Consider the following 24,800-nt stretch of genomic DNA (forward strand, 5'->3'; position numbering starts at 1 on the left):
TTTTTTTATTCCTGAGAACGGTCTTCGATGGTTTTGTCTGATTCTTCCAGCCATGAAGTTTTGTATGAAGGATCTTCCACTTTCAAAGCTTCTTCCGTGATTTTCAACGGACGGAACGGGTCTACCATTACCGCATATTCTTCAGTGAATTTTTTACCGATACTTCTTTCCATAGCGCCCGGGTGAGGTCCGTGAACGATTCCTCCTGGATGTAAAGTAAAGTCCATCAGGTCGATATGATTACGGCTCATGAAATCTCCTTCCGTATAGAACAGAACCTCATCGGAATCGATGTTGGAGTGGTTGTAGGGAGCCGGAATAGCCATTGGATGGTAGTCGTACATTCTTGCACAGAATGAGCATACTACGAAATTATGACCTTCAAAATTCTGGTGTACCGGTGGCGGTTGGTGAATTCTTCCGGTGATTGGCTCAAAGTTTTTGATATTGAATTTATAAGGATAAAAATATCCATCCCATCCTACGACATCAAACGGGTGTGTAGCGTAGATGAAATCTGTGATCTGGTTTTCTTTTTTTACTTTAATTAAAAATTCTCCTTTTTCATCTTTCGGTTCTTTGAAAACCGGTGCGATCATGTCTCTTTCGCAGAACGGAGAATGTTCCAAAAGCTGCCCGAACTCGTTTCTGTAACGTTTCGGGGTATAAATAGGAGAGTGGCTTTCAAGGACAAAAAATACGGTGTCTTCTGAGTTCACTTCCACCTGATAAATGGTTCCTCTTGGAATAATAAGATAATCACCTGTGACAAATTCCAGGTCTCCTACAAAGGTTTTCAGAATTCCAGTTCCATTGTGAACATATAAAAGTTCGTCACATTCAGCATTTTTGTAGAAATAATCCATAGACTTTCTGGGTTTTGCCAATCCCATTTTCAGGTCATTGTTCATCAGAAGGATCTTTCTGCTGTCCATGAAATCATCTTCCGGCGTTACATTCATTCCCTTAAACATTCTCGGAGCAATATTCTTTTCTACCGCAATTTTTGGTGTCACATCTTTCGGTTCCCCGATAGATTTGATCTGCGTAGGACGGTGGGTATGATAAAGCAGCGATGAAATTCCATGAAAACCCTCCGTGCCGAAAAGCTGTTCATAGTAAAATTTATCTTCCGGTGATTTGAAAATCGTATGTCTTTTTTGTGGGATGTTTCCCGCCTGATGATATCTCATAGTACTTTTATATCTAGTTTCTCAAATTTAATCATTTTTCGTGAATTGATTCTAACAACATTTGTCATGGTGTTTTGTAATTCAAAAATAATTGTTAGATTTGTCTAACAATTTTAATTTCATGAAGCGAATACTATTTTCTATTACTCTTTTATCCTCTTATTGTTTTTCTCAGGAGACCGACAGCCTGAGTTTACAACCCCAAATAAAGCAAGACTCATCTACAGTTTCAAAACCGAAAATCAAGATGAGTACTATTGATGATGTGGTCCTAACCGGAACGATAAAACCTTTCAGCAGATCTAAAAGTCCTGTAGCCGTAGAGGTTTACAGCCAGAAATTTTTCCAAAAGAATCCTACACCAAGCATTTTTGAAGCCATTGCCATGGTGAATGGGGTGAAACCTCAGCTGAACTGCTCGGTATGCAACACGGGAGATATTCATATCAACGGACTGGAAGGTCCTTATACGATGATCTTAATTGATGGAATGCCTATTGTAAGTTCACTTTCTACGGTGTACGGACTCAGCGGAATTCCCAACAGTCTTGTCGACAGAATTGAAGTGGTAAAAGGTCCGGCTTCTTCTATTTACGGCTCAGAAGCGATGGGTGGAGTGATCAATATTATCACCAAAAATGCACTGACCGCACCGAAACTGAGCGTTGACATGATGACCAGCACCTGGAGTGAAAATAATCTTGATGTTTCAACGAAATTTAATATTGGGAAGAATGCAGCCTCTTTGTTAAGCTTAAATTATTTCAGTTTCAAGGAAAAGATAGACCAGAATAAAGACAATTTCACAGATTCAGCTTTGCAGAGCAGAGTTTCTGTTTTTAATAAGTGGAATTTTCAGCGAAAGGAAAACCGGCAGGCAAGTTTTGCTTTGAGGTATTTATATGAAGACCGTTTTGGCGGAGAAATGCAGTGGGACAGATCTCACCGTGGCAGTGGTGATGTGTATGGTGAAAGTATTTATACCAACAGGGCAGAGGTTTTCGGGCTTTATCAATGGCCTTTAAAAGAATATATCGTTACCCAGTTCTCCTATAATTACCATGACCAGAATTCTTTTTATGGGAGCAATCCGTACGATGCCCTTCAGAAAGTAGCGTTTGCACAGACCTATTGGAGTAAAAAGCTTGGAAAACATGATCTGACGGGAGGTGTGACTTTTAAAAGAACATTCTATGATGACAATACACCGGGAACTTTATCTGGCGACGGAATCACCAACGCACCGATGAAATCGCCGATCTGGGGAGCATTTGTTCAGGATCAGTGGGAAATCAGTGATCAGCATACTTTACTGGTAGGTTACCGTTTTGATTATGATAAAATCCATCATGAAGTGCATTCACCGAGGTTTGCGTGGAAATTTTCCCCGAATCCCTATCATACGCTACGTTTCAATTTCGGAACCGGATTCAGAGTGGTGAACCTATTTACGGAAGATCACGCAGCATTGACCGGTTCCAGAGAAGTTCTAATTAAATCGGATTTAAAACCTGAAAAATCTGTCAACGGAAATTTAAACTACATCTGGAAAATTCCTGTGGGAAGCCGGATGATTCAGTTGGATGCTTCAGCCTTTTATACGTATTTCAGCAATAAAATTGTGGGAGATTTTGATACCGATCCGGATAAAATTATTTACGATAACCTTCACGGATATGGAATTTCCAGAGGAGCTTCCATGAATGTGGATTTCAGTTTCAGCTTTCCTTTGAGTGTCAATGTGGGAGTAACTTATCTCGACGTTTATCAGAAATTTGATGCAGACAATAAAAAATCCCAGCAGCTACACGCTCCGAAATGGAGTGGGACCTACAATCTTTCGTATAAGTTCGCCAATGATCTGACTGTAGATTTCACAGGACAATTCTACGGACCAATGAGGCTTCCCGTGCTTCCGAATGACTACCGCCCGGAATATTCGCCATTCTATTCTTTAGCTAATATTCAGGTTTCAAAAAGTTTCAAATCTGGCTTCGAAGTGTATTGCGGAATTAAAAACCTGTTCAATTTTACACCGAAAGATCCTTTGATGAGACCGTTTGACCCGTTTGATAAATATGCAGACGATCCGATAAGCAACCCGAACCATTATACTTTTGACACCGCTTACGGCTACGCGCCGATGCAGAGAATCAGAGGTTTTCTGGGGGTAAAATATACTTTGAAATGAAAACTTTTATTTTATTTTTAATGTTAGTGCCCTGTTTTTATCTGTCTCAGATGAAGACAGGCACTTTTTCTGATCTTGAAGCATCGATGAAAAGAGATCCGAAACCAGTTATCATCCATATGTATACAGACTGGTGCTCGGTCTGTAAAATGGAAAAGCATGCCTTAAACAAAGACCAGGCAACGGTTGATCTGATCAATGAGCATTTTTATATGGTCAATTTTGAAGCTGAAAAAACAAAAGAAAAGATCAAATTCCAGGGCCGTGAATTTGGGTATCTATCCAATGGAAACGCAGGAATTCACGAATTGGCGCTGGCCTTGTCTAAAAATAAAAATCAGCCTGTTTATCCTTTGTGGATTGTTCTTGATAAGAATCAGAAGCTGGTGTATTATCATGAAGGGCTATTGACCCCTGAAACCATGAAGCAGAAACTTCTGGAAATTTCTGCTTTGTAGTTTTTTGTTGATGATCACAAAATTTTTTTTCTAAGTTGGAAGAACGCAAAGGCGCAAGTTTTTTTTAAATTCGAATGTTTTAAGGCGCAAGGATTTTATCTTCGATAAAATTGAGTGCTGTTTATTTCACACCGAATTCCTAGCTGAAGATCTTTGATTTTCTTGCGCCTAAAAAATGTAGTAAATAAAGCCCTGCATCTTTGCGCGTTTGCGTTTTTCCAACTCATAGAATTTCCAGCTTCCCGCAGATTACGCAAATGACACAGATTTTTCATTATTGTGAAATATTTAAACTGTGGAGCAATCTTTAAATCTTTAAATTCTTCAATTTTTAAATCTAAATTTCCGCATCAATCAAAACAGCGAGCTGAATACAAGGCTCATCCGATTTGTTGCTCCACGCATGATTGGTTCCTCTCTGGATAACAATATCTCCCGGTTTGAGAAGCGTTTCGCCTTCATCCATGATTAAATAAAGTTCCCCGGAAAGAATAATAATATAGTCCAGTGTTGGAGTCTGATGCATCATCGGATGGGGTTCACCTGCTTTAAATTCGAGGCCGAGGTTTTTATCCGGTGGAATAACGACGTAACGGAAATAGGTTCCGTTTTTGGGAGTCTGTGGAAATCCGGTGTTGGGGATCCGGATTTCAAGATCCAGTCCTGCCGGCATTTTCTGAGTGTTCCAGATATCTGAAATAATAAGGCCTGGAAGATGTTCCACTGTATTTTCAGTCTGCTGATCTTCTATAATGACAGATTTTCCATCTTTGATTCCTGTTACAACGCGTCTGGGTATTGTATTCATATATTAATGTTTCATGATCAGTTTATGACCTTGGGTCTGATTGTTTTTAAGAAGGGAATGGGCTTTTAAAACCGTATCCAGAGAAAGATCTCCTACCGTTTTATAATTAGGAGCACTGATTTTTCCATTTTCAATAAGCGTTGAAATCTTCTCTAAATTTCCTTTGTAATACTGATAGTCTTTGTTCATGCTGTAGGAATAGTTGGAAATATTCATGATCACAGTTCCTTTATTGAAAAGGGTTTCGTGGGCATCTTTCGAGATTAATGCGGTTACATCTACATAAGTACCGTTGATTTTCAAAACATCTGCCGTAATTTCAGACATATAGTTTCCCACCAAATCAATTCCGAAATCGAAAAGCTGACCATCATTCGCTTTTAAAAGATTGGTGGCAAGGTTTTCGTCTTTATAATTGATGATCTGATGATTCTTAAGACCCAATCCGAGGAGAATCTGTCTGTTTTCTTCACTTCCGACCGTCGCTGTAACTTTTTTAAATTGATTCGCTACTAAGAATTTAATAACAAAAGAACCAACTCCACCTGTCGCACCTGTTACTAAGATGGTGTCATTTTCGTCTAGCTTTAAACGGTTGACGGTCTGTAAACCCGTAAGCCCAGCCGAAGGAATGGCAGCGGCCTGTTCGAAAGAAATGTCTTTAGGTTTAAAGGCAACAATAGCCTCAGGAACTGCAATGTATTCAGCATAAGAACCGTTACTTCCCATAGAGCCGCTTCCGCAGAATACTTCGTCTCCAATGTTGAACTGATGGGCATCTGCTCCTTTTTCAACAACAATTCCCGACATTTCACGGCCTAAAATAGGTGATTTAAGCAGTTTCCGTTCCAGCTCGTTTTCGATCATCTGATAATCTATAGGATTAAAACCGCTGGCTTTGATCCGGATTAAAACTTCATGACTTTTCGGTGTAGGTTTTTCTATCTCAGCTTCTTTAAGCTGGAAATTTTCATCTAATATAATGGCTTTCATAAGAGTAATTTGATAGACAAATGTAAAAAGAGAATAGTTTATATTTGCTACCAGTTAACTATTGGTAACTAGTTACCTTAATGAAACTATTATGGCAAAAATCATAGAAAACGGAATAGAAAGAGAAGCCAACTGTACCGAAGAATTATTTGCAATGCGCGACAGTCTGGATGTTTTAGGTGGAAAATGGAAGCTGATGATTATCCGGTATCTGACCAACAGAACCGATCAGCAGATTCATTTTAAAAAGCTGCAGCGGGGTATTACCGGAATCTCTGCCAAAATGCTCAGCAAAGAATTGAAAGAATTGGAAATGAACCTTCTCATCACAAGAACTATTCAGGATACAAAACCCATCACGGTGGCTTATGCGGTTACAGAATATGGAAAATCAGTTTTCCCGGTGACGGAAACTCTTGTGAATTGGGGAATTATCCATCGGGAGAAGATCAAAGAGTCGATGAGTTAGTTTTATTTAAAGATTGAAGAATTTAAAGATTTAAAGATTTTTCCGCAGTTTAAATCTTTCACATAATGAAAAATCTGTGTCATCTGCGGGAGATATTTTTCTGAGATTGCTTCGTCGCTATGCTCCTCGCAATGACAGCGGTATTCAATTTTATCGGAGATAAAATCCTTGCGCCTTAAAGCATTCGAATTAAAAAAAACTTGCGCCATTGCGTTTTTCCAACTTAGAAAAAATCATACGTCTCTTTACGATCCCCTACAATATATCTAAAAAATTATCTCTGTATAAGCTGAAAACAATGATTCACAACTACGGCAATGATCGCCAGTATTGCCGGCAATGCCTGTACGAAAAATATTCTTTTAGTCGCTGTAACAGCTCCATAAATTCCGGCAATCGCTACACAGCTCAGGAAAAATAGTGAAACATTGGTTTGCCATTTCGGATCTTCAATCAACAATGACCAGATCAGCCCTGCAGCAAGAAAACCATTATACAGCCCCTGATTGGCAGCCAGACCTTTTGTAGGCTTGAACATTTCAGCCGGCAGTGCCGCTTTAAATACTTCCTTTCCTTTGGTTTCCCAGGCGAACATTTCCATCCACAGGATATAAATATGTTCCAGCGCAACGATGGCGATGAGAATTTTAGCAACGAGTTCCATGATTTACGATTTTGTAATTGTAAAACTAAAAAAATAAAGTTAAGTTTGGGTATTCAATTGCAAAGATGGATACTTTCAAAGCGCATTTAAATAAATTTGTTACAGTCACCGATGAAGAATATGCTTCTATATTTTCTTTTTTTCAGGAAATAGAAGTGAAAAAAAAGCAGAGCCTGATGCTTAGTGGTGAGATCTGCAAATCGATGTATTTTGTGTCTGTGGGTTGTCTGAGAAAGTTTTTTGTGAATGAGAAAGGGGCAGAACAGACTACTGAATTTGCCATAGAAAACTGGTGGATCACGGATACTTTCGCGTATGAAAGGCAGATCAAATCAGATTTCTGTATTCAGGCGGTGGAACGCTCTACAGTTCTGGTTATTGATCTTCAGCAGCAGGAACTTTTACTGCAGAAGCATCCGGTCATGGAAAGGTATTTCAGAATGATTTATCAAAGGGCTTATGCTGCTTCAGAGAGAAGGATCCGTTATCTGTATGAAATGTCAAGAGAAGAACTGTATGTGCATTTCAGTACTTTATATCCCTGGTTTATTCAGAGGATTCCTCAATATCTGATCGCTTCTTTTTTAAATCTTACTCCGGAATATCTTAGTGAAATCAGGGCAAAATTACGATCTTAAACCAGTTTAAGATTTTTACCGATTATAAGTCGGAGATTTGTCATGTTATTAAAAGCCAATATCATGACAGACAAAAACGTTCAGTTTCCGCAATTATTTTTAAGACTTGCTATTTCTGTGACCATGCTTTCTGCAGTGGCAGATAGGTTCGGTTTCTGGGGCAAAAATTCAGCCTGGGGCAACTGGGAGAACTTTGAAACATACACCCGAAAACTTACTTTTTTTCTTCCCGAAGGTTTAAGTACGTTTTCCGCTTATACCGCGACTTTTTTTGAAATACTTTTTCCACTCATGCTTCTTATAGGCTGGAAAACCAGGATTGGAGCTTACGGAGCGGGATTTCTTCTGCTGGTCTTCGCTTTGTCCATGACCATGGCATTAGGCGTTAAAGCTCCTTTGGATTACTCGGTCTGGGTAGGAAGTGCCGGAGCGTTTTTACTGGCCGTTCAGCCAAAGTATTCTTTTAGTATAGATCATTTAACCAACAAAAATAAATAATATTATGAGCGCAAGATTAAATATTGCCACAGTAGATTCAGCTGCTTACAAAGCAATGATGGGATTGGAAGGATATCTTCAGACGATTTCATTAAACCACATTCAAAAGGAATTAATTAAAATCAGAGCTTCACAGATCAACAAATGTGCTTTCTGCCTTGATATGCACACGAAAGATGCTCTTAAATACGGAGAAACCACACAGAGAATTTTCATTCTTGAAGGATGGAGAGAAGCCAAAGACTTTTTCACGGAAGAAGAACAGGTGCTTTTAGCGATGACGGAAGAAATTACCCTGATCAGCCATAACGGACTTTCAGAAGAAACTTTCCAAAAGGCAAAACAGTATTTTGATGATGCACAGATTGCACAGATTATTATGGCGATTGTTACCATCAATGCATGGAACAGAATTGCTATAAGTACGCATTTACCTGTTGCCAAATAATTTTCCGTTTAAAGTTATTGACTAAAAAAGAGCGCTTCAGTTGATGAAGTGCTCTTTTCTGTTATAAAAATTAGAAGAAATAAGTTTAATAAATAGCGACAGGGTTGATATTGACCTGGGTAGATCCTACATATAAAGGCTGTCCCAGAACAAATAAAAACTCCCATACTTTATCTTTTACCAATGGACGGCTGTCGATTAGTTCCAGATTGTAAATTCCTTTTTTTGCCAGCATAAACTGATTGATGGGAAATTCCTCTTTAGATTTTGGGTTGGGATACACTTCTGAAGCCCATGTATCGCCTCCGAAAGCGACGATTCCCTGCTCAGCAAGCCATTGCGCTGCCTCCATACCGATCCCCGGTTCTGTTTCTAAAAAACTTTTGTTGTCTTTACCAATCAGTTCCAGCCATCCGGTATTGAACAGTACAATATCTCCTTTTCTAAGGGTAATGTTTTGTTTCTTTAAAACGGCTTTAATATCTGCTGTTGTAAATTCCGTACCACCCGGAACGATGTCTTTTCCGTAATGAGCGGTCATATCTAAAACCACACCTCGGGTCACAAAAGGAGGGACTTTTTCAATACCTAATTTCCTGACGCCTTCTACCGTTACAAAATCAACGGCTTTATTTCCGTTGTAGTAGATGTTATCAATTCCGATGTGTCCGATGCCGTTGAGTTGGGTTCCGACACCTGTCCATCCATTCACAAGTTCGTCATTGAAGGTGAATTTATTGGGACCGATGCTCTTTCCGCCCTGTTCACCGGGCTGGATATTGTACAGATTAAAACTTCTGTGTCTGAAAGCCGGCAGATTTTTATCAATGGGAACAGCTAACGGAAGTGTTTTACCTTGCTTTACTAATCCTACGGCCTGTTTTACTACTTCCGCAGTTAATAGATTCGCGGCTCCTATTTCATCTTTAGCTCCGTAAACAGAAGGATACCAGGATTTATCATTGGGGTTAACGCTGAGGCTTTGAGCTTTTATGTCGATGTTGCTGATGGCCAATAGCATGACCAACCCGAACATTCTGATCAGATTCTTTTTCATTTTTTTTATTTTGTATGAGTGTAAAAGAGAGAAAATCAGTAAACCGTCCCAAAGGGAAAGTTTACTGATGATACAAGATTAAATTTCGCTTAGCGCTGTATTGATGAAATTCAATTCATCCTGAGAAAGATTTATTTCCATTGCTTTGGCATTATCAATGGCCTGCTGTGCATTTCTGGCTCCTGCCAAAACTACGGTAATAGCCGGCTGCAAGGTGGTCCATCTTAATACCAGTTGTGAAAGGGAAGCCCCTTTTTCCTGAGCAATGGGTTCTATTTTGTCTAAGAAAGATTTTACTTTACTTAAATCAAACTGTGAAAAATAACCGTTTCTGTGGTCATTGTCCTTTAATTTATCCTCTTTGAAATATTTACCGGTCAAAAGACCTCTTTCCATAGGACTGTAGACGATGATTCCTGAATTGTGCTCCAAAGCATACGGGACAAGATCGCTTTCAATAGCACGGTTCAGCATGCTGTAAGAAACTTGGTTGCTCGCTAAATGCAGTGTTCTGTTGGCTTCCTGCATTTGTGGAACGGTATAATTACTGACTCCTGCTGCAAGAACTTTTCCCTGCTGGATCAGAAGTTCCATGGCTTCCATGGTTTCACAGATAGGGGTTGTGCTGTCCGGCCAGTGAAGCTGTAAAAGATCGATATAATCTGTTCCCAGCCTTTTTAAGCTTTCTTCCACTTCTTTGATGATATTGGCCTTTGAAGCATATTTGTAAACCGGAAGTGTTTTGCCTTCGTCTTCTGCATCGAAGAAAAATTCACCTTTTCCGTTATTGCTGCCGTCCCATACCAAACCGAATTTGGTTAATAACTGAATTTTCGAACGGTCTTTTCCTTTAATGGCTTCCCCGATCATTTCCTCACTGAGTCCGAAACCATAAAAAGGTGCCGTATCAATGGAAGTTACGCCGTGATCCAAAGAAGCATGAATTGAATTGATGGAATCCTGTTTTTCATTGCCGCCCCACATATTTCCTCCGATAGCAAAGGCTCCGTGAGTAATTGCAGACAGTTCCAGTTCCGTATTTCCTAATTTTCTGTATTCCATTTTTTTGATTATTTATTTAAATTTTAAACTATACAGTATTTTGTTGGTGATCGCGAAGGCGCAATTTTTTTTCTAATTCGAATGCTTTAAGGCGCCAGGATTTTACCTACGATAAAATTGAATACTGTTTATCCCACACTAACACGTTGCTGAAAATCTTTGATTTTTTAAAAACTTATGTGATCTTCTTATTCACAAAGTATTTCAACTTCAAATAACTTAAGTGTTAAAATACTTTTGTGACTTTTGTGGTTAAAAAAAGGTTATCCATTAAGTCTCTTTGTGGTTATTTTTTTGACCACAGATTACACGGATTTTCACAGATGTTTATGTATATTTTTCTGTATAAAATCTTATGTGACCTTCCTATTCACAAAGCATTTGAACGTTAAATAACTTAAGTGTTAAAATACTTTTGTGACTTTTGTGGTTAAAAAAACGTTATCTATTAAGTTTTTTTGTGGTTATTTTTTTGACCACAGATTACACGGATTTTCACAGATGTTTATGTATATTTTTCAGTATAAAATCTTATGTGACCTTCCTATTCACAAAGCATTTGAACTTTAAATAACTTAATTGCTAAAATGCTTTTGTGACTTTTGTGGTTTAAAAAAAAGATTATTAATTAAGTTCCTTTAAGATCGCTTCACCTACACTTTTTGCAGACTGAGGATTCTGCCCTGTGATCACTCTCTGGTCCGTCACCACATGGTTTTGCCAAAGCCCAGATTTTTCAAATTTTGCGCCTCTTTCTTTCAGTTTATCTTCCAGAAGGAAAGGAACCACATTGGTTAATTTTACTTCAGCTTCTTCCTCATTGGTGAAAGCATTGATCTTTTTGCCGTCTACCAGATACTTTCCGTTGTTCAGTTTGATATTGACCAAACCGGAAGGACCGTGACATACCGCTGCTACAATACCGCCATTCTCATAAATTTTTGAAGCGATATCTGCTAATTCCGTATTGTCCGCAAAATCCCACATCGCACCGTGACCTCCTGCGTAGAAGATCGCACTGTAATTGTCCGGTTTCACCTGAGAAGGCTGTAAAGAATGATCGATTTTGTTTTTGTATTCTTTGTTTTCCCAGAATTCTTTGTTGACAGGATCTTTTAAATCAAATCCGTCTACCGGTGGAGTTCCGCCTTTTGGACTTACAAAATCAATTTCATATCCTGCTTTGTGAAGAACTTCCCATGGATGAGAAACTTCCCCCAAATAATATCCGGTATCTTCTCCCGTGTTACCTTTTTTGTCATGACTGGTCACGACGAATAAAATTTTCTTTTTCATACGTTGAGTTTTTTGGTGTTGTGCCTGAACAAATCCTATCGTCAATAGAGTTACCAATAAAAATGCTAATTTTTTCATCTTAAAGAATATGGGTGGTATAAATCTGTGGTTTTTCCTGTAATTTTTCATCTACTATTGCTCCGAAAGCCTGAATGTATGACTGCTGGTTATGTACTGCCAGTCCTTCATCGCTTTTCCAGATTTCGTAGAATATAAACTGGTTTTTGTCTTCGATTCCCTGGTGAAGGCTGTACAGTTCGCATGCGTCTTCTTTTCTGGTTTCTTTGACCATATTCTGAAGAACGTCCAGAACTTCATCACGGTGCTCTTCTTTCGCTTTGATTACTGCTGTAAGATATATTTTCATAACTAAATAAATTTTTCAATGGATTGATATTGCGGCTTCCAGCCCAGTTCTGTTTTTGCTTTGTCTGAATTACACAGGCTGTTGGATGCAAATCCAAAATATCCGCCTGCCGGACCAAAAGTATTCACGGCTTCCTGTATACTCACAGATTGCGCGGGTTGTAAATTATACTGTCTGCTGATATTTTCTGCCAGATTTCTGATCGTTGAAGATCCGTTTTCTGCATAATAAAGAGCGCCTGATTTTGCTTTTTCCAATGCGAGTACATACAGATCTGCCAGATCTTCAATATGGAGATTGGACCATATGTTTTCACCTTTACCAAAATAGACTCCAAACCCTTTTTCTTTAGAGAAATTGATTAAAGCCGGAAGCTGAATGCTATCCTTTTTCGGTCCCAGACCTTCTCCGTAAACCATTGTGGGTACAATCACAATACTTCTTATATCTTTTTTAGCAGACTGAAGAACATAATTATTGATCAATACCCTTGAAGCCATTTCCAGTCTTGGATCCAGAGGAATATCTTCTGTATAAACAAAATTACTTTTTTCCCCATTTTCTTTTCCTCCAAAAATAGCAGAACCTGAGGTGAAAATAAACGTCTTGCCTGTACCTTCCAGTGCATTGATCATGCTGTCTGCTGCATAGGCGTCATCAGCAGAATCTGCGGTGTGGATAATGGCATCAGCCTGGGAAATTGCAGCTTCCAAAACCGCTTCATCATGAATATTCCCTATAATGGGTTCAATTCCCAATGCTCTCAGCTTTTCTGCCGAATCTTCATTACGGACAAGTCCTGCCACACTGTAGTTTTTGTCTAATAACTTTCTGGCAACAGTACCACCGATATAACCGGTAATTCCTGTAATAAATACTCTTTTCATGTTAAGCTAACTGTGGTTTTAATTCCTGTGCAAAAACCTGTTCAAGATGTTCTCTGTAAAGCTTCATATCACGTTCTATATTGGCATTTTTCTCTACATCATGGAAGTGAAAACTTTCCATTTTTTCTAAGGAAACGAAGGCATTCATTCTATGGAAGCCAAATAATGGTCCATTATCTACACTTGTTTCGTTGAAGAATTCTCCTGGAAGTGTAAAAGCTGTTTCAGGAGCATTCCAGCTGGTTGTCACCATATATTTTCTTCCGCCAAGCATTCCTCCTGTTCCGTAATTGATTTCCGGATTTTCTGCATTTCTTCCGTCACTCATATAGATTCCTTTGGCATGGCCGGCTGTAAAAACGTCATCAATATATTTTTTCAGACCGTTGGGAAGCTGGAACCACCAGATCGGAGTGTGGTAGATGATAAAATCTGCCCATACAAATTTCTTTACCTCTTCATCCTTGTCGAAACCTTCTGAAACCTGAGTGGTCTTAACTTCTATATTTCCGAATTTCTCTAATACTTCCAAAGTATTCTGAGCGATGGTGTCGTTATATTTTCCTCCGGAATGTCCGAAATTCTGTCCTCCGTTAATGATCAATACTTTTTTCATTTTTTTATGATTGTTTAAATTTTATGATGCAAAGTTAGTTCGGGCTGTTGTATAATAAAAATAGCATGAATTATATCTAAGTATTAGAATACTGATAGTTTAAATTTTGTCATTCATGTGAAATGTCATACAGTTAATTGGTTCCATTGTCCTTCGTCTCCTGTAAATTTGTTATGATTAATAGAATGGATATGATACAGATTGCGGTTTTTAGTGATGTGCATGGAAATCTTCCCGCGCTGAATGCGGTGTTGGAGGATATGGAGAAAAGAGGGATACAACAGAAATTCTGTCTGGGAGATCTGGTAGATTTTGCTCCGTGGGGAAATGAAGTCACTGAAAAGATAACGCATCTCAACATTCCCTGCCTGATGGGGAATCATGATGAAAGAATTGCTTTCAATATTCCCGTAGTTCCTTTATCAAAACATTCTCAGGAAGAAACAGAGGCCAGGTTCATTGCTATTGATCATTCCAAACAGCATATTACAAAAGAGAATAAACGGTTTTTATCAACACTTCCCTTTCATTTAAAATTAAACTATAAAGTAGGGAAGAAGCATTGGAATATTCAGCTTGTGCATTCAAGTCTGTCCAGTAATGATACGTATTTGTATGAATCGGAGAATGATGAGGTTTTTACAGCTATGCTCAAGGAATCTCGGTCTGATGTTGTTGTTATGGGGCATACTCACTTGTCGTTCAAGAAATCTTTTGAAAATAATAAATGGGCTATAAACTGTGGTTCTGTAGGCCGTTCCAAAGAAGAGAACCGTTTAGCTTCTTACTTGGTTTTAACGATGAGTGAAGAACAGATTATTCCGGAAATTATACAGATCGCTTATCCGCTTGAAGAAACCGTTCACGCCATAGAAGAGAGCGGAATTCCGAATTATTATGCTGATTTTTTAAGAAATGAACAAGCTTTGATGCTCTGAAATATTTTCCAAAATAAATTCAAATTATTGATTTTTAGTGTTTTGTAGATAGTCGAACGTTGTTTTATAGAAAGCCGAACTCATTTTATCCGTTAAAATCAGTTCGACTTTTTTTATCCGGACTTTTCTGAAAATTTTCTGATTCATCTTTGCATCAGATTATTAAAATTTAGAAATCATGAAAAAAACAGCCCTGTTTATTCTTTTACTATTATCAGTATTTTGTTTAGCACAAGCCGTAAAAGTTGACACTATTCTCACCCCCGAAATTGGTGGAATAAAACAAGCCATCGAAATTAAAACCGATGATTCCACTAAGCCGATACTTCTCTTTTTATCAGGAGGCCCCGGAAGCTCAATGATGAAAAATGCGGATTCTTTTACTCATATTTTAAAAAATAAATTCACCATCGTTCAGTGGGATCAGAGAGATGCCGGAAAAACACTGGCATTAAATCCTTCTCCGGTGCAGCCGTCCGTTGAGCTGATGGGTAAAGATACCTATGAAGTGATCAATTTTCTTAGAAAGCAGCTCAAACAGGAAAAAGTATACTTGCTGGGAAGCTCTTGGGGAAATGCTTTAGGGTTTTACATTGTTAGAAATCATCCTGAGCTTCTGCATGCTTATTTTGCGGTCAATCCTGTGATTAGTCAGCTATCCAGTGAAAAGGAACTGCTTACGATTCTGAAAAATCATTTTAAAGAAGATCCTGTTGCCAGCAAAGAATTGGCGAGCGTACATATTCCGTTTACGATAGATGAAGATCTGTTTTATCTTAGAAAATGGCTTTTTTATAAAGACGGTAAAAAAAATGTCACCAGTGATGATTTCAAAAAAGGCTTTCTTCAGTGGTCCAAAACATGGTCACCAGCCTGGAATGAAGTCATGAAAATAGATTTACCAAAGACTTTAAAGAAAGTGAACTGTCCGATCTATTTTTTCGTAGGGAAAAATGATATCCAAACTTCTACCGGTATTACAAAAAAATATTTTGAGCAGGTAAAAGCACCTAAGAAAGACCTGTTTTTATTTGAAAACTCAGGACATCAGATCCATAAGGACGAGCCGGAACTATTTCAAAATAGAATCGTGAAAACATTAGAGTATTAAATTCAAATTAAAGTTTAGAAACCATGAAAAAAACAATTCTTTTTACTGTATCATTTCTCTCAGTATTTTGTTTAGGACAACAGCCAATCAAAGAAACCGATAATCTGAAATCAATAGTTGATCATGCCGTGAATAAGATGGTTGAAAAACCAGTGATCAACGCTGTGTCGATCGGAATTGTTTACCAGGGGCAGGAATACATAGGGCATTATGGTGAATTGGAAAAAGGAAAATCCAACCTGCCGAATAATGAAACCATCTATGAGATTGGTTCTCTGAGTAAAACTTTAACCGGAACATTAGTGGCGAAAGCGGTTTTGGATAAAAAATTAAAGCTTGAAGACCCTGTTCAGAAATATTTATCTGAAGATTATCCTAACCTGGTTTTCAATGGTCATCCCGTTCTTATAAAGGATTTGGTGACTCACACAAGTGGCTTGCCTAAAATGCTGCCTTTGGAAGTGAATGCGGTACTGAATGATTTCACGAATGAAAAAGCACCTGAGAATACCAATAATATCTTGAAAAACTATAAACAAAAAGATTTTTTAAGAGACCTGCACACCGTAAAATTGGATGCGGTACCGGGACATAAGTTTTCATATTCAAATGCCGGCATTGAACTTTTAAGTGCTGTTTTAGAAAAAGCTTATCATAAAAATTTTGAAGTTTTATTAAAAGAATATTTTGCTGATAACCTTCAAATGAAGCATACGAAGATTAATTTATCAAAAAAAGAAGAAGCCCATCTTGCCGTAGGATATCATTGTGATTATAATGCTATAGCTCCTCATTTAATGCCATCACTTTGGGGGTCATCAGGTAACGTAAAAACAACGCTTCCGGACATGATAGAATACATAAAGTACCAATTAAAAAATACTCCTGAAATAGCAGAATCGCATAAGCCTTTGGTTAAAATTGATGATACGTTCAGTTCAGGATATGCCTGGAGAGTCATTACGGATGAAAAATTGGGAATATTGTATAAGCATCATGGCGGCGTTTTTCGTGCACAATGCTTTATCTACATCATCCCAAAATATAATCTTGGCGTTTTTATTATAACCAACCAAAGTGGTGTAAATACAGCAAAAGATATGCAAAGTGTACTCGATGAAATATTAGCAAGTATATCATTATAATAATTATTCCATAACTTTGTATCAGAATATTAATAATTAAAGTTATGGTCAATCTAGAATGGTACCGCACTTTTAAAGCGATATACAAAACCGGAACACTCACGGGTGCTGCAGATTCCCTGTTTATTTCGCAGCCCGGAGTAAGTCTTCACTTAAGCTCACTGGAAGCTTATGTAGGCTATAAATTATTTGACAGAACCGGAAGAAAAATGATTCCCACCGAAAGAGGAAAGGTTTTATTCAATGCCGTTTCTGAGCCGATTGGCAGGCTGGAAGATGTGGAGAAGAATTTTCAGAAATCCACGGAAAAACTGACGCCGACGATCAGTGTGGGCATGTGTTTTGAAACATTTCAGACCACTCTGGAACAATATGTATCTACGTTACCTTTTAACCTGATTATTAGTTTCGGGCAGTATCCGGAAATGCTGGACCAGCTGGATAAAGGAATTTTGGATCTTATTATTACCCCAAAAAAAGGAGTTTCTCCCAATATTGAGCATGAAGCATTTTCTTCCGAACAGATTATTTTGGTAGGTGGAAAAAATGTAGATACGGAAAGCTTTCAGGAAGTTGTGCGTACGAAAGGAGCCGAACATATCGAGGAATGGCTGAAGCAGGAAAAATGGTACGGAACAACGGGAGATATGGAACATCTTTTTCAGTTCTGGATCATGAATTTTGGTCATAAACCGAATTTCCGTCCGAATTATATTGTTCCGAATTTAAACTCAATTATCCGTTGTCTGAAAGGCGGAACCGGACTGGCCGTGGTTCCCGATTTTCTATGTAAAAATGAAATAGAAAACGGAGACCTTAAACTGATCTGGGAAGGTGAGAAAAAACTGGAAAACACTTTGTATTTTGGCTGTAGGAAGAAAACCAATTATCAGTCTGAAATCGATCATATCAAAGGATTATTCAGAAAGGTCATGAGCAAGAAGGATCATGTCGCGCAGCTGTAATCCGTTTTCATAAATAGGGAGTGGGTAATTTTCAATAAAAAAGTTTTTACGCACTCCCTTTTTTATAAAACCGTTCTTTTCATAGAATTTAATCTGCTGAAATCCCTTATCTGAGGTACCTACGACTAAAGTGGTATAGCCGCTTTCTTTCGCAATTACTTTAGCCCGATCCATCAGAATACCGCCGATTCCCTGGCTTCTGTGGCTTTCAATAACGGCCATATTTTTAATTTCCAGTTCTGTGCTGCTATTTTGATACAAGGCGATCACAGCAATATCCTGAACACCATCGTTTAAAATATAAATGTCAGAATCAAAAATGTACTGATCAATAGCATCAACCGTTTCATCCGCAAGCAGCAAAAGCTCATACGGAATACCTGAAGCCGGATCTATTTTTCTAAGTGTCAATTTTTCCATTCTAAAGACTCATATGAATAATAGGATAGTCTTTTCCTGAACCGTCTTTTTCTGATCTCCTAATCTGTTTGAAACCCATTTTCTGATAAAATCCTATGGCTTGAGGGTTCTGTTCATTGACGTCAACTTTAGTCAAACCCGTTGTCTCTTTCATAAACTCGTACAGCTTTCTGCCGTGTCCTTTTCCCCGTACTTCATTGTGGATGAAAAGCATTTCCAGATTGCCTTCTGCGACGGAAGCAAAACCTTCTGCCTGATCATTTTCTACCAGTAAATAAACTTCCAGATGAGGAAGATAATCTCTCGGAATGACTTCTTTAAAATAATTGAAATCCTCTTCAGCAAGGAAATCGTGGGTCGCCAGTACAGCAGATTCCCAGATCTCCATAATTCTTGGATAATCTTCTGCCTGTGCTAATCTGATTGAATGTGACATTGTTTGGATTTGTTGCAAAAATAGGGAAAAATAGAAGTTAGAGGTTAGAAATTAGAAGTTAGATTTTGGAGGGTAGAAATTGGAAACTTCGGGGAGGATGGGGATTTTGGGAAAACAAGAATAGAGAACAGTTAAAAACAAAAAATATCTGTTAACAGTCTCCCAATACTTTAAAAACAGTAAAAATGGTAAGTAAGAATCCCGATTTTTTGTCGCAAATTTGTTAGGCTATACTTTAATATTAAAATTGAAATTTAAAAATTATGCAAAAGAAAACATATACAGGGCAGCCTGTAGTGACCTTAAATAACGGGGTGGATATACCTGCTTTAGGCTTTGGAGTTTGGCAGATGGAGAATCTTGAAGAATGTGAAAGAGCGGTAGTAAAAGCGATCCAGACTGGATACAGAATGATCGATACGGCAGCCATTTACCAGAATGAAACGGCAGTAGGAAAAGCGGTGAAAGATAGCGGTGTCAGCAGAGATGAGCTGTTTATCACTTCAAAAGTCTGGGTGCAGGATCATGGCTACGAGCAGGCAAAAAAAGCATTTCAGAGAACATTGGACAGACTTCAGATGGATTATCTGGACCTGTATCTGATCCACTGGCCTTACGGAGATTTCATCGGAACATGGAAAGCTTTGGAAGAATTATATAGTGAAGGGAAAATCAAAGCGATCGGAGTATGTAATTTTACGGTTGAAAAATTAGAGGAATTAAAAGCCAATTCAACAGTTTCTCCGGTGATCAACCAAATTGAACTTCACCCGGTTTTCCAGCAGAAAGAACTTCAGGTGTACAACAGAGAAAACAACATCATCACACAGCCTTGGAGCCCGCTTGGAAACGGAAATGCAGATCTTCTGAACAACGCTGAATTAAAAGCAATCGCTGAGAAATACAATAAAACGGTGGCTCAGGTGATTTTAAGATGGCACCTTCAGGAAGGATTTGTGGTTATTCCAAAGTCAGTGACGCCATCCAGAATTGAAGAAAACTTTAATGTTTTTGATTTCGAACTGAGTGCAGATGAAATAAATACGGTTCGTTCTTTAGATACCGGAAAAAGACTGTTCTTCGATCCGAAAGATCCTGAATGGGAAGAAAAAATGTTGAATGTTGTAGTAGATATTTAACCATATCACTGAATAATCATTGTCCCGCAGATGAAACGGATAACCTGGATTTTAATAGAATCGTATGGAGTCAGTTTAATCTGCGGGATATTTTTTAATTTTAAATAAAAACCATGACTGCAGCTCAATTCATAGAAAAACTCTCGACATTCAGAAATGAGAAAGAAATTGATAAGGTTGAAAAGTTTTTCAAAGGAGATGATGGTGTTACCAAACATTTCGGGGTGAAATTCGGGGATGTTTTTACGACAGCAAAAGAATTTTCTTCGATGTCCCTGAAGGAAATCAATATACTTCTGGACAATGATTTTTATGAAGTGAGAATGGGTGCGGTGAGCATCATGGATTTTCAGGCTGGAAATAAAAAAATGTCTGAAGAAAGGAAGAAAGAACTTTTTGACTTGTATCTAAACCGCCACGACCGGTTGAACAATTGGGATTTTGTAGACCGGGCAGCAAGGAATATCATTAGTGAATATCTGATAAACAAATCAAGAGCTATTCTCTACAAGTTGGCTGAATCTGAAAACCCGTGGGAAAGAAGAACAGCGATAGTAAGCACTCATGCTTTTATCAGAAAAAATGATACTGAAGATACCTTTAAAATCGCTGAAATCCTTGTTCACGATCCCCATGAACTGGTCAATAAAGCAGTCGGAAGCTGGATCAGAGAAGCTGGAAAGAAAAATCCCAAAAGATTATTAAGTTTCCTCAATCAATATGCGGAAACAATGCCCGCTGCTACATTTTCTTACGCTATAGAAAAGCTCGATCCGGACATGAAAAAGCATTATAAAGAACTCCGGAAAATGTTAAGATAAGCTTTCCGTTTTTGTATTCATGCTTCGTCAAAGAAATGAAGATACTTGACTGATATCATGCTTATTTAAAGAAGGGTTTCATCCGTTTTTCGTAAATTTTAAATAAAATAATTCTTATGTTTTGGCCAGACACCATCAGTAAAAGATTCAATATCAAATATCCTGTCATTCAGGCTCCGATGTTTGGAGTCAGTACACCACAGATGACTGCAGCAGCTGCAAAAGCCGGAGCTCTGGGATCGCTGGCCCTGGCTGATCTATCCCCTGAGAAATCTATTGAACTCATCCGGGAAACAAAAAAACTGACCGATCAACCTTTTGCTGCCAATATTTTTGTGCACAACATCCCAGAAATTACGGACAGTCTGAAGGAAAGGTTTATTAAAGCCAAACAGTTCATTACACAGCTGGCGAAGGAGAATAACATCGAGGTTACGCTTCCTGATCTTGAAGATATTAAAGTAAAAAGCTACCATGAACAGATAGATGCCATTATTGGCGAAGGCTGTAAAATACTAAGTTTTACTTTCGGAAATCTGGATGATCAAAGCATACAGAAACTGAAAGAAAACGGAGTGGTTCTCATCGGAACCTGTACTTCGGTGGAAGAAGCTTTAATTCTGGAAAAATCGGGAATTGATATGATCTGCGTCCAGGGAATTGAAGCCGGAGGACACAGGGGAACTTTCGATGCTGAGCATATCCCGATGATTGGAGGAATGTCCCTGTTTTCTGAGGTTTATGATCAGGTAAAGGTTCCACTGATCTATGCCGGAGGAATTTATAACGGAAAGACATTAAGAGCTGCCAGAGAGCTCGGAGCACAGGGTTTTCAGGTGGGAAGCCTATTGTTGGCATCGGAGGAAAGTGGATTACAGTCGTTTGAAAAAGAAAGACTCAAAAATGCCACAGAAAAAGAGATTATACTAACGAGAAGCTTTTCGGGGCGGTATGCGAGAGGAATTAAAAACAAGTTCATTGAAACGCTGGAAAATTCAGATTACATTATGCCTTATCCTTATCAGAATAAACTGACGAATGAGTTGCGCAGGGTGTCAAAAACTTTACATAATTCGGATTTTGTAAGCATCTGGGCGGGACAGTCTATCCATGATTATAGTGATCTTTCTACTAAAGAAATTTTGAAAGTATTGATTCAAAGTGCTGAAATATAAAAAGTAATGATTTCAAGGAAAGAAAATGACTACCGTATTCATGCTTATTCAAACATTAAGATGAGTGAAGGAAGTAAGGTTAGTTAAGAAAAAATCAAATGATTTTTTTAAGTTGTATGTCTTAAAGCGAAGCTAAAACTTAATATTCTTAAAAGCTTAACAGGAATCTTAATGGTTTTATTTTTTCTCTCGCGAATGATGCGGATAGAGGAGATTAATAAAAGTAAAAATCTGCATCATCCAATTAATCTGTGTGAAATTTGTAAACATACACATTGTAAAAAATCCCTTCATCTGCATGAAAGGATTTTTTATTTATATAGAAATTCAATAACGTTTATTCGTCATCAAATGAGCAAATCAACTCATCGTCAAATTACTTACTAAGATCCAGACCTCCGAAGTTACCCGAACTCATCATCAGGAAAACACCGTCTGTTTTGTCCAGAGTTTCCCAGTAAGCATGAAGATCTTCAGCATTGGTGAAAACCCTTAGTTTGTCATTTTTGAATTTTTCCTTAATGAATTCCGGAGAAATAGGTTCCATTCTTTTGATCTTTAAAGCATCTTCGGAATAGAAAACTATGGCTTCATCCAAGCCGTCCATTGCGTGGTCGTACTGTTCAAGAAAAACAGGATTTAAGCTGGAATACGTATGCAGTTCAAGGAAACCGTATTTCTTTTCCTTTTTAAACTGTTCCTGGAATGCCTTTACCGTTGCTTTTACTTTGCTCGGTGCATGTGCAAAATCTTTGTATAAAGTTCCCTTGTCTTCTCTTTCTACTTTTTCAAGACGTTTTGAAGCTCCTTTAAAGCTCATGATCGCCTCGTAGAAATCTTCATCCATGATTCCCAGCTGACGGCAGATATGTCTTGCGCCTTCCATATTCAGGAGGTTATGAGCTCCGAAAACAGAAAGAGGCACATCGCCCATTTCAGTTTTTAAATAGACTTTTCCGTTGCTGATCTCATATTCAGGCGTTTTGTAAGGAATTTTTCTGAAATAGTTTTCAGCGGCTTCCACTACTTTGACGACTTCTGCATCTTCTTCATTGTATACCAAAACTCCGCCGGCAGTAATGCTCGCGACGAATTTTCTGAACTGCTCAATATAATCGTCAAACGTTTTAAATACATTGATGTGATCCCATGCAATACCGCTCATTAAGGCAATATTCGGCTGGTACAGAAGGAATTTTGAACGCAGATCGATAGGAGAGGAAAGGTATTCATCCCCTTCCAATACCATAAAGTCATTGTCCTGCGTCAGTTTTACCATACAGTCAAAACCTTCCAGCTGTGCGCCCACCATAAAATCTACGTCTTTCTGGTGGAAATTCAGGACATGAAGAATCATCGACGTAATCGTTGTTTTCCCATGGGAGCCTGCGATTACGACTCTTGTTTTGTTTTTAGACTGTTCGTAAAGAAATTCAGGATAGGAGTAAATTTTTAAACCCAGTTCTTTCGCTCTTGCCAGCTCAGGATTATCCTGATGGGCGTGCATTCCAAGGATAACTGCATCTATGTCTGCCGTGATCTTTTCCGGGAACCAGCCCATTTCCGTAGGCAAAATTCCTTTATGATCAAGTCGGGATTTTGAAGGCTCAAAAATAGCATCATCCGAACCAGTCACCTGATATCCTTTGTCTTTTAACGCAATCGCAAGATTATGCATGGCGCTTCCGCCGATGGCAATGAAGTGGGTTTTCAATTGTATTTACTGTTTTTTTACGTTGTTATTAATGATCTCCTGGAAAGCGTTCAGGATATTGTTCCAGTTCGTTGTAAAGTTCGGCATGATCATGCTTGCATCCGTTTTGCTGCCTTCATTCTGGCCTTTCTTGATGTTGATGGAAGTACTCACATTATCATACAGCTTTTTCCGGTCTTCCTGTATTCTTCTGAAATTATTCTGGGAAAGCACCTGATCCAGTTTCTTCAGATCTTCATCTGAAATTTTGAAATCCTGTTTTTGCTTTTTCCCCTGGCCTTCAAAAGAATAATGGGCATTGTTACCTTTGATCAGCAGGTTTTCATACACGGGAGCAAGCCCTCCGCTTTTGGAATAGCTGATATCAAAATCCGAATATACTTTCTGACTGTTACACGAAACTAATACTATGACCGCGAATAAGATCCCTAATATTTTGTTCATAATTTTTTACTTACTTTAATGATTTGAATCCTTTTGTTCTAATTTTTTAGCCTTAAGTTCTTCATCATAATTGTGCAGTACATTGAAATCTTCTGTCTGCTCAATGGCAGTCATGATCTTCAATAAAATTTCAGGCGCCTTTTCATTATCGTAATCGATGTCCAGAGGTGCTTTGAACTCCATGGTAGGTTTTACGCCTGTTACCTTTACCCGGAGACCTTTCTTGTCAAATGCCCTTCTGAAACCGTTGATCTTGATAGGGATCACGATTGGACGCTGGCTTTTAACCAGTTTGGCCGTTCCTCTTCGTCCCTGTGCAAAAGCAGATGTAGTACCCTGAGGGAAAGTAGCTACCCAGCCGTTGTCCAGAGCTTTCATAATATTATCAACTTCGGTAAGATCTACCATCCTGTTGACGTTTTTACCCTCTGCTCTCCACGTTCTTTTTACGGTTACAGCACCGGCGATCTTGAAGATCTTCGGAAGAATCCCTTTATTCATGGTTTCTTCTGCCGCTACGTAGTAAAAATCGATCTTGGGGTTAAGCAGATAGATCGGGTTTTTAATGGTATCCAGATAACCGTTGTTTACAGCACAGAATGCATGATACATTGCTGCTACATCTGCAAAGTAGGTCTGATGGTTACATACAAAAAGCACGTTGGAATCCGGAAGATCCACAAGGTGTTCCGTACCGGTTATCTTCAGTTTATTAAAGCCGTTGAACCTTCTGTAGGATACAATTCCTAAAATAAAAATGATAAACCTTTTTAAAAAATAAGGTGTTCCGAATGCATCGGTGAAAATATTTTTCTTCGCCATCTCTCAATTAAACACGGTAGTGCAA

The 24,800-nt window shown here is 38.4% G+C and carries 28 protein-coding genes; 13 read left to right on the forward strand and 15 right to left on the reverse strand.

Going from position 1 to position 24,800, the window contains the following annotated elements:
* Nucleotides 1–5: 5 nt before the first annotated feature.
* Nucleotides 6–1,193: a homogentisate 1,2-dioxygenase gene (locus tag BM143_RS07675; protein ID WP_090023979.1), complete on the reverse strand. Its 1,188-nt coding sequence runs from the start codon at nt 1,191–1,193 to the stop codon at nt 6–8.
* Between the two features lie 121 nt (nt 1,194–1,314).
* Between BM143_RS07675 and BM143_RS07680 the strand changes: the two genes are divergently transcribed.
* Nucleotides 1,315–3,384, forward strand: coding sequence for a TonB-dependent receptor plug domain-containing protein (locus tag BM143_RS07680; RefSeq protein WP_090023980.1), 2,070 nt, complete (start codon nt 1,315–1,317; stop codon nt 3,382–3,384).
* On the forward strand, nt 3,381–3,842 hold the full coding sequence (locus BM143_RS07685) for a thioredoxin family protein (RefSeq protein ID WP_090023981.1): 462 nt from the start codon (nt 3,381–3,383) through the stop codon (nt 3,840–3,842). The genes BM143_RS07680 and BM143_RS07685 overlap by 4 nt, the downstream gene beginning before the upstream one ends.
* Nucleotides 3,843–4,179: 337 nt before the next feature.
* On the opposite strand, the gene BM143_RS07690 is transcribed toward BM143_RS07685, so the two are convergent.
* Both BM143_RS07690 and BM143_RS07695 read right to left on the reverse strand, forming a co-directional pair.
* Nucleotides 4,180–4,650: a cupin domain-containing protein gene (locus BM143_RS07690; RefSeq protein WP_090023982.1), complete on the reverse strand. Its 471-nt coding sequence runs from the start codon at nt 4,648–4,650 to the stop codon at nt 4,180–4,182.
* A gap of 3 nt (nt 4,651–4,653) precedes the next feature.
* Nucleotides 4,654–5,643 carry a quinone oxidoreductase family protein gene (locus BM143_RS07695; protein ID WP_090023983.1) on the reverse strand — a complete coding sequence of 330 codons (990 nt, stop codon included), beginning with the start codon at nt 5,641–5,643 and terminating at the stop codon, nt 4,654–4,656.
* Nucleotides 5,644–5,734: 91 nt separating this feature from the next.
* Between BM143_RS07695 and BM143_RS07700 the strand changes: the two genes are divergently transcribed.
* Nucleotides 5,735–6,112 carry a winged helix-turn-helix transcriptional regulator gene (locus tag BM143_RS07700; protein ID WP_090023984.1) on the forward strand — a complete coding sequence of 126 codons (378 nt, stop codon included), beginning with the start codon at nt 5,735–5,737 and terminating at the stop codon, nt 6,110–6,112.
* A gap of 274 nt (nt 6,113–6,386) precedes the next feature.
* Here the strand turns inward: BM143_RS07700 and BM143_RS07710 are convergent, their stop codons facing one another.
* On the reverse strand, nt 6,387–6,776 hold the full coding sequence (locus BM143_RS07710) for a DUF1304 domain-containing protein (protein WP_090023986.1): 390 nt from the start codon (nt 6,774–6,776) through the stop codon (nt 6,387–6,389).
* A 65-nt stretch (nt 6,777–6,841) separates the two neighbouring features.
* On the opposite strand from BM143_RS07710, the gene BM143_RS07715 reads away from it, so the two are divergent.
* From BM143_RS07715 to BM143_RS07725, 3 genes are all read left to right on the forward strand, one after another.
* On the forward strand, nt 6,842–7,414 hold the full coding sequence (locus tag BM143_RS07715; RefSeq protein WP_090023987.1) for a Crp/Fnr family transcriptional regulator: 573 nt from the start codon (nt 6,842–6,844) through the stop codon (nt 7,412–7,414).
* Between the two features lie 63 nt (nt 7,415–7,477).
* A complete protein-coding gene (locus BM143_RS07720) occupies nt 7,478–7,912 on the forward strand; it encodes a DoxX family protein (RefSeq protein WP_034728704.1) in 435 nt (144 codons plus the stop codon).
* Nucleotides 7,913–7,916: 4 nt separating this feature from the next.
* A complete protein-coding gene (locus BM143_RS07725) occupies nt 7,917–8,360 on the forward strand; it encodes a carboxymuconolactone decarboxylase family protein (RefSeq protein WP_090023988.1) in 444 nt (147 codons plus the stop codon).
* A gap of 85 nt (nt 8,361–8,445) precedes the next feature.
* On the opposite strand, the gene BM143_RS07730 is transcribed toward BM143_RS07725, so the two are convergent.
* The 6 genes from BM143_RS07730 to BM143_RS07755 all read right to left on the reverse strand — a co-directional run bounded on the left by BM143_RS07730 (nt 8,446) and on the right by BM143_RS07755 (nt 13,645).
* A complete protein-coding gene (locus BM143_RS07730) occupies nt 8,446–9,417 on the reverse strand; it encodes a cyclase family protein (RefSeq protein WP_090023989.1) in 972 nt (323 codons plus the stop codon).
* 78 nt (nt 9,418–9,495) lie between these two features.
* Nucleotides 9,496–10,479 (reverse strand): aldo/keto reductase, encoded by a 984-nt coding sequence (locus BM143_RS07735; RefSeq protein ID WP_090023990.1) that lies wholly within the window; start codon nt 10,477–10,479, stop codon nt 9,496–9,498.
* 624 nt (nt 10,480–11,103) lie between these two features.
* Entirely contained in the window at nt 11,104–11,775 is a 672-nt protein-coding gene (locus BM143_RS07740) for a type 1 glutamine amidotransferase domain-containing protein (RefSeq protein WP_090023991.1), read from the reverse strand.
* A gap of 79 nt (nt 11,776–11,854) precedes the next feature.
* Complete coding sequence (locus BM143_RS07745) at nt 11,855–12,142, reverse strand: putative quinol monooxygenase (protein WP_090023992.1); 288 nt, start codon at nt 12,140–12,142, stop codon at nt 11,855–11,857.
* A 2-nt stretch (nt 12,143–12,144) separates the two neighbouring features.
* Nucleotides 12,145–13,029, reverse strand: a complete 885-nt coding sequence (locus BM143_RS07750; protein WP_090023993.1) for an NAD-dependent epimerase/dehydratase family protein — start codon at nt 13,027–13,029, stop codon at nt 12,145–12,147.
* A 1-nt stretch (nt 13,030) separates the two neighbouring features.
* Nucleotides 13,031–13,645 (reverse strand): NAD(P)H-dependent oxidoreductase, encoded by a 615-nt coding sequence (locus tag BM143_RS07755; RefSeq protein ID WP_047455140.1) that lies wholly within the window; start codon nt 13,643–13,645, stop codon nt 13,031–13,033.
* 191 nt (nt 13,646–13,836) lie between these two features.
* Here BM143_RS07755 and BM143_RS07760 point away from each other — a divergent pair, with 191 nt between their 5' ends.
* The 4 genes from BM143_RS07760 (at nt 13,837) to BM143_RS07775 (ending at nt 17,804) form a co-directional block, all read left to right on the forward strand.
* The gene (locus BM143_RS07760) at nt 13,837–14,583 is read left to right on the forward strand and encodes a metallophosphoesterase family protein (RefSeq protein ID WP_090024440.1); all 747 of its coding nucleotides are present in this window, start codon (nt 13,837–13,839) and stop codon (nt 14,581–14,583) included.
* A 178-nt stretch (nt 14,584–14,761) separates the two neighbouring features.
* Complete coding sequence (locus BM143_RS07765) at nt 14,762–15,694, forward strand: alpha/beta fold hydrolase (protein WP_090023994.1); 933 nt, start codon at nt 14,762–14,764, stop codon at nt 15,692–15,694.
* 23 nt (nt 15,695–15,717) lie between these two features.
* Nucleotides 15,718–16,839, forward strand: coding sequence for a serine hydrolase domain-containing protein (locus BM143_RS07770; RefSeq protein WP_090023995.1), 1,122 nt, complete (start codon nt 15,718–15,720; stop codon nt 16,837–16,839).
* Between the two features lie 44 nt (nt 16,840–16,883).
* Nucleotides 16,884–17,804, forward strand: coding sequence for a LysR family transcriptional regulator (locus BM143_RS07775; RefSeq protein WP_090023996.1), 921 nt, complete (start codon nt 16,884–16,886; stop codon nt 17,802–17,804).
* Here BM143_RS07775 and BM143_RS07780 read toward each other — a convergent pair.
* Both BM143_RS07780 and BM143_RS07785 read right to left on the reverse strand, forming a co-directional pair.
* Complete coding sequence (locus BM143_RS07780; protein WP_090023997.1) at nt 17,757–18,224, reverse strand: GNAT family N-acetyltransferase; 468 nt, start codon at nt 18,222–18,224, stop codon at nt 17,757–17,759. The genes BM143_RS07775 and BM143_RS07780 overlap by 48 nt on opposite strands.
* 1 nt (nt 18,225) lies before the next feature.
* Nucleotides 18,226–18,660 carry a GNAT family N-acetyltransferase gene (locus BM143_RS07785; protein WP_090023998.1) on the reverse strand — a complete coding sequence of 145 codons (435 nt, stop codon included), beginning with the start codon at nt 18,658–18,660 and terminating at the stop codon, nt 18,226–18,228.
* A gap of 263 nt (nt 18,661–18,923) precedes the next feature.
* Here BM143_RS07785 and BM143_RS07790 point away from each other — a divergent pair, with 263 nt between their 5' ends.
* The 3 genes from BM143_RS07790 to BM143_RS07800 all read left to right on the forward strand — a co-directional run bounded on the left by BM143_RS07790 (nt 18,924) and on the right by BM143_RS07800 (nt 21,795).
* Nucleotides 18,924–19,799, forward strand: a complete 876-nt coding sequence (locus tag BM143_RS07790) for an aldo/keto reductase (RefSeq protein ID WP_090023999.1) — start codon at nt 18,924–18,926, stop codon at nt 19,797–19,799.
* A gap of 113 nt (nt 19,800–19,912) precedes the next feature.
* A complete protein-coding gene (locus BM143_RS07795) occupies nt 19,913–20,620 on the forward strand; it encodes a DNA alkylation repair protein (protein WP_228430723.1) in 708 nt (235 codons plus the stop codon).
* Nucleotides 20,621–20,736: 116 nt separating this feature from the next.
* On the forward strand, nt 20,737–21,795 hold the full coding sequence (locus BM143_RS07800; protein WP_090024001.1) for an NAD(P)H-dependent flavin oxidoreductase: 1,059 nt from the start codon (nt 20,737–20,739) through the stop codon (nt 21,793–21,795).
* Nucleotides 21,796–22,171: 376 nt separating this feature from the next.
* Here the strand turns inward: BM143_RS07800 and BM143_RS07805 are convergent, their stop codons facing one another.
* From BM143_RS07805 to BM143_RS07815, 3 genes are read right to left on the reverse strand one after another with little or no spacing between them, the layout of a single operon-like run.
* Nucleotides 22,172–23,509 (reverse strand): UDP-N-acetylmuramate--L-alanine ligase, encoded by a 1,338-nt coding sequence (locus BM143_RS07805; protein WP_034728539.1) that lies wholly within the window; start codon nt 23,507–23,509, stop codon nt 22,172–22,174.
* Between the two features lie 6 nt (nt 23,510–23,515).
* The gene (locus BM143_RS07810) at nt 23,516–23,953 is read right to left on the reverse strand and encodes a hypothetical protein (protein ID WP_090024002.1); all 438 of its coding nucleotides are present in this window, start codon (nt 23,951–23,953) and stop codon (nt 23,516–23,518) included.
* 15 nt (nt 23,954–23,968) lie between these two features.
* Nucleotides 23,969–24,775 (reverse strand): lysophospholipid acyltransferase family protein, encoded by an 807-nt coding sequence (locus BM143_RS07815; RefSeq protein WP_090024003.1) that lies wholly within the window; start codon nt 24,773–24,775, stop codon nt 23,969–23,971.
* Nucleotides 24,776–24,800 lie beyond the last annotated feature (25 nt).

The organism is Chryseobacterium oleae (genome assembly GCF_900115055.1).
Classification (GTDB): domain Bacteria; phylum Bacteroidota; class Bacteroidia; order Flavobacteriales; family Weeksellaceae; genus Chryseobacterium; species Chryseobacterium oleae.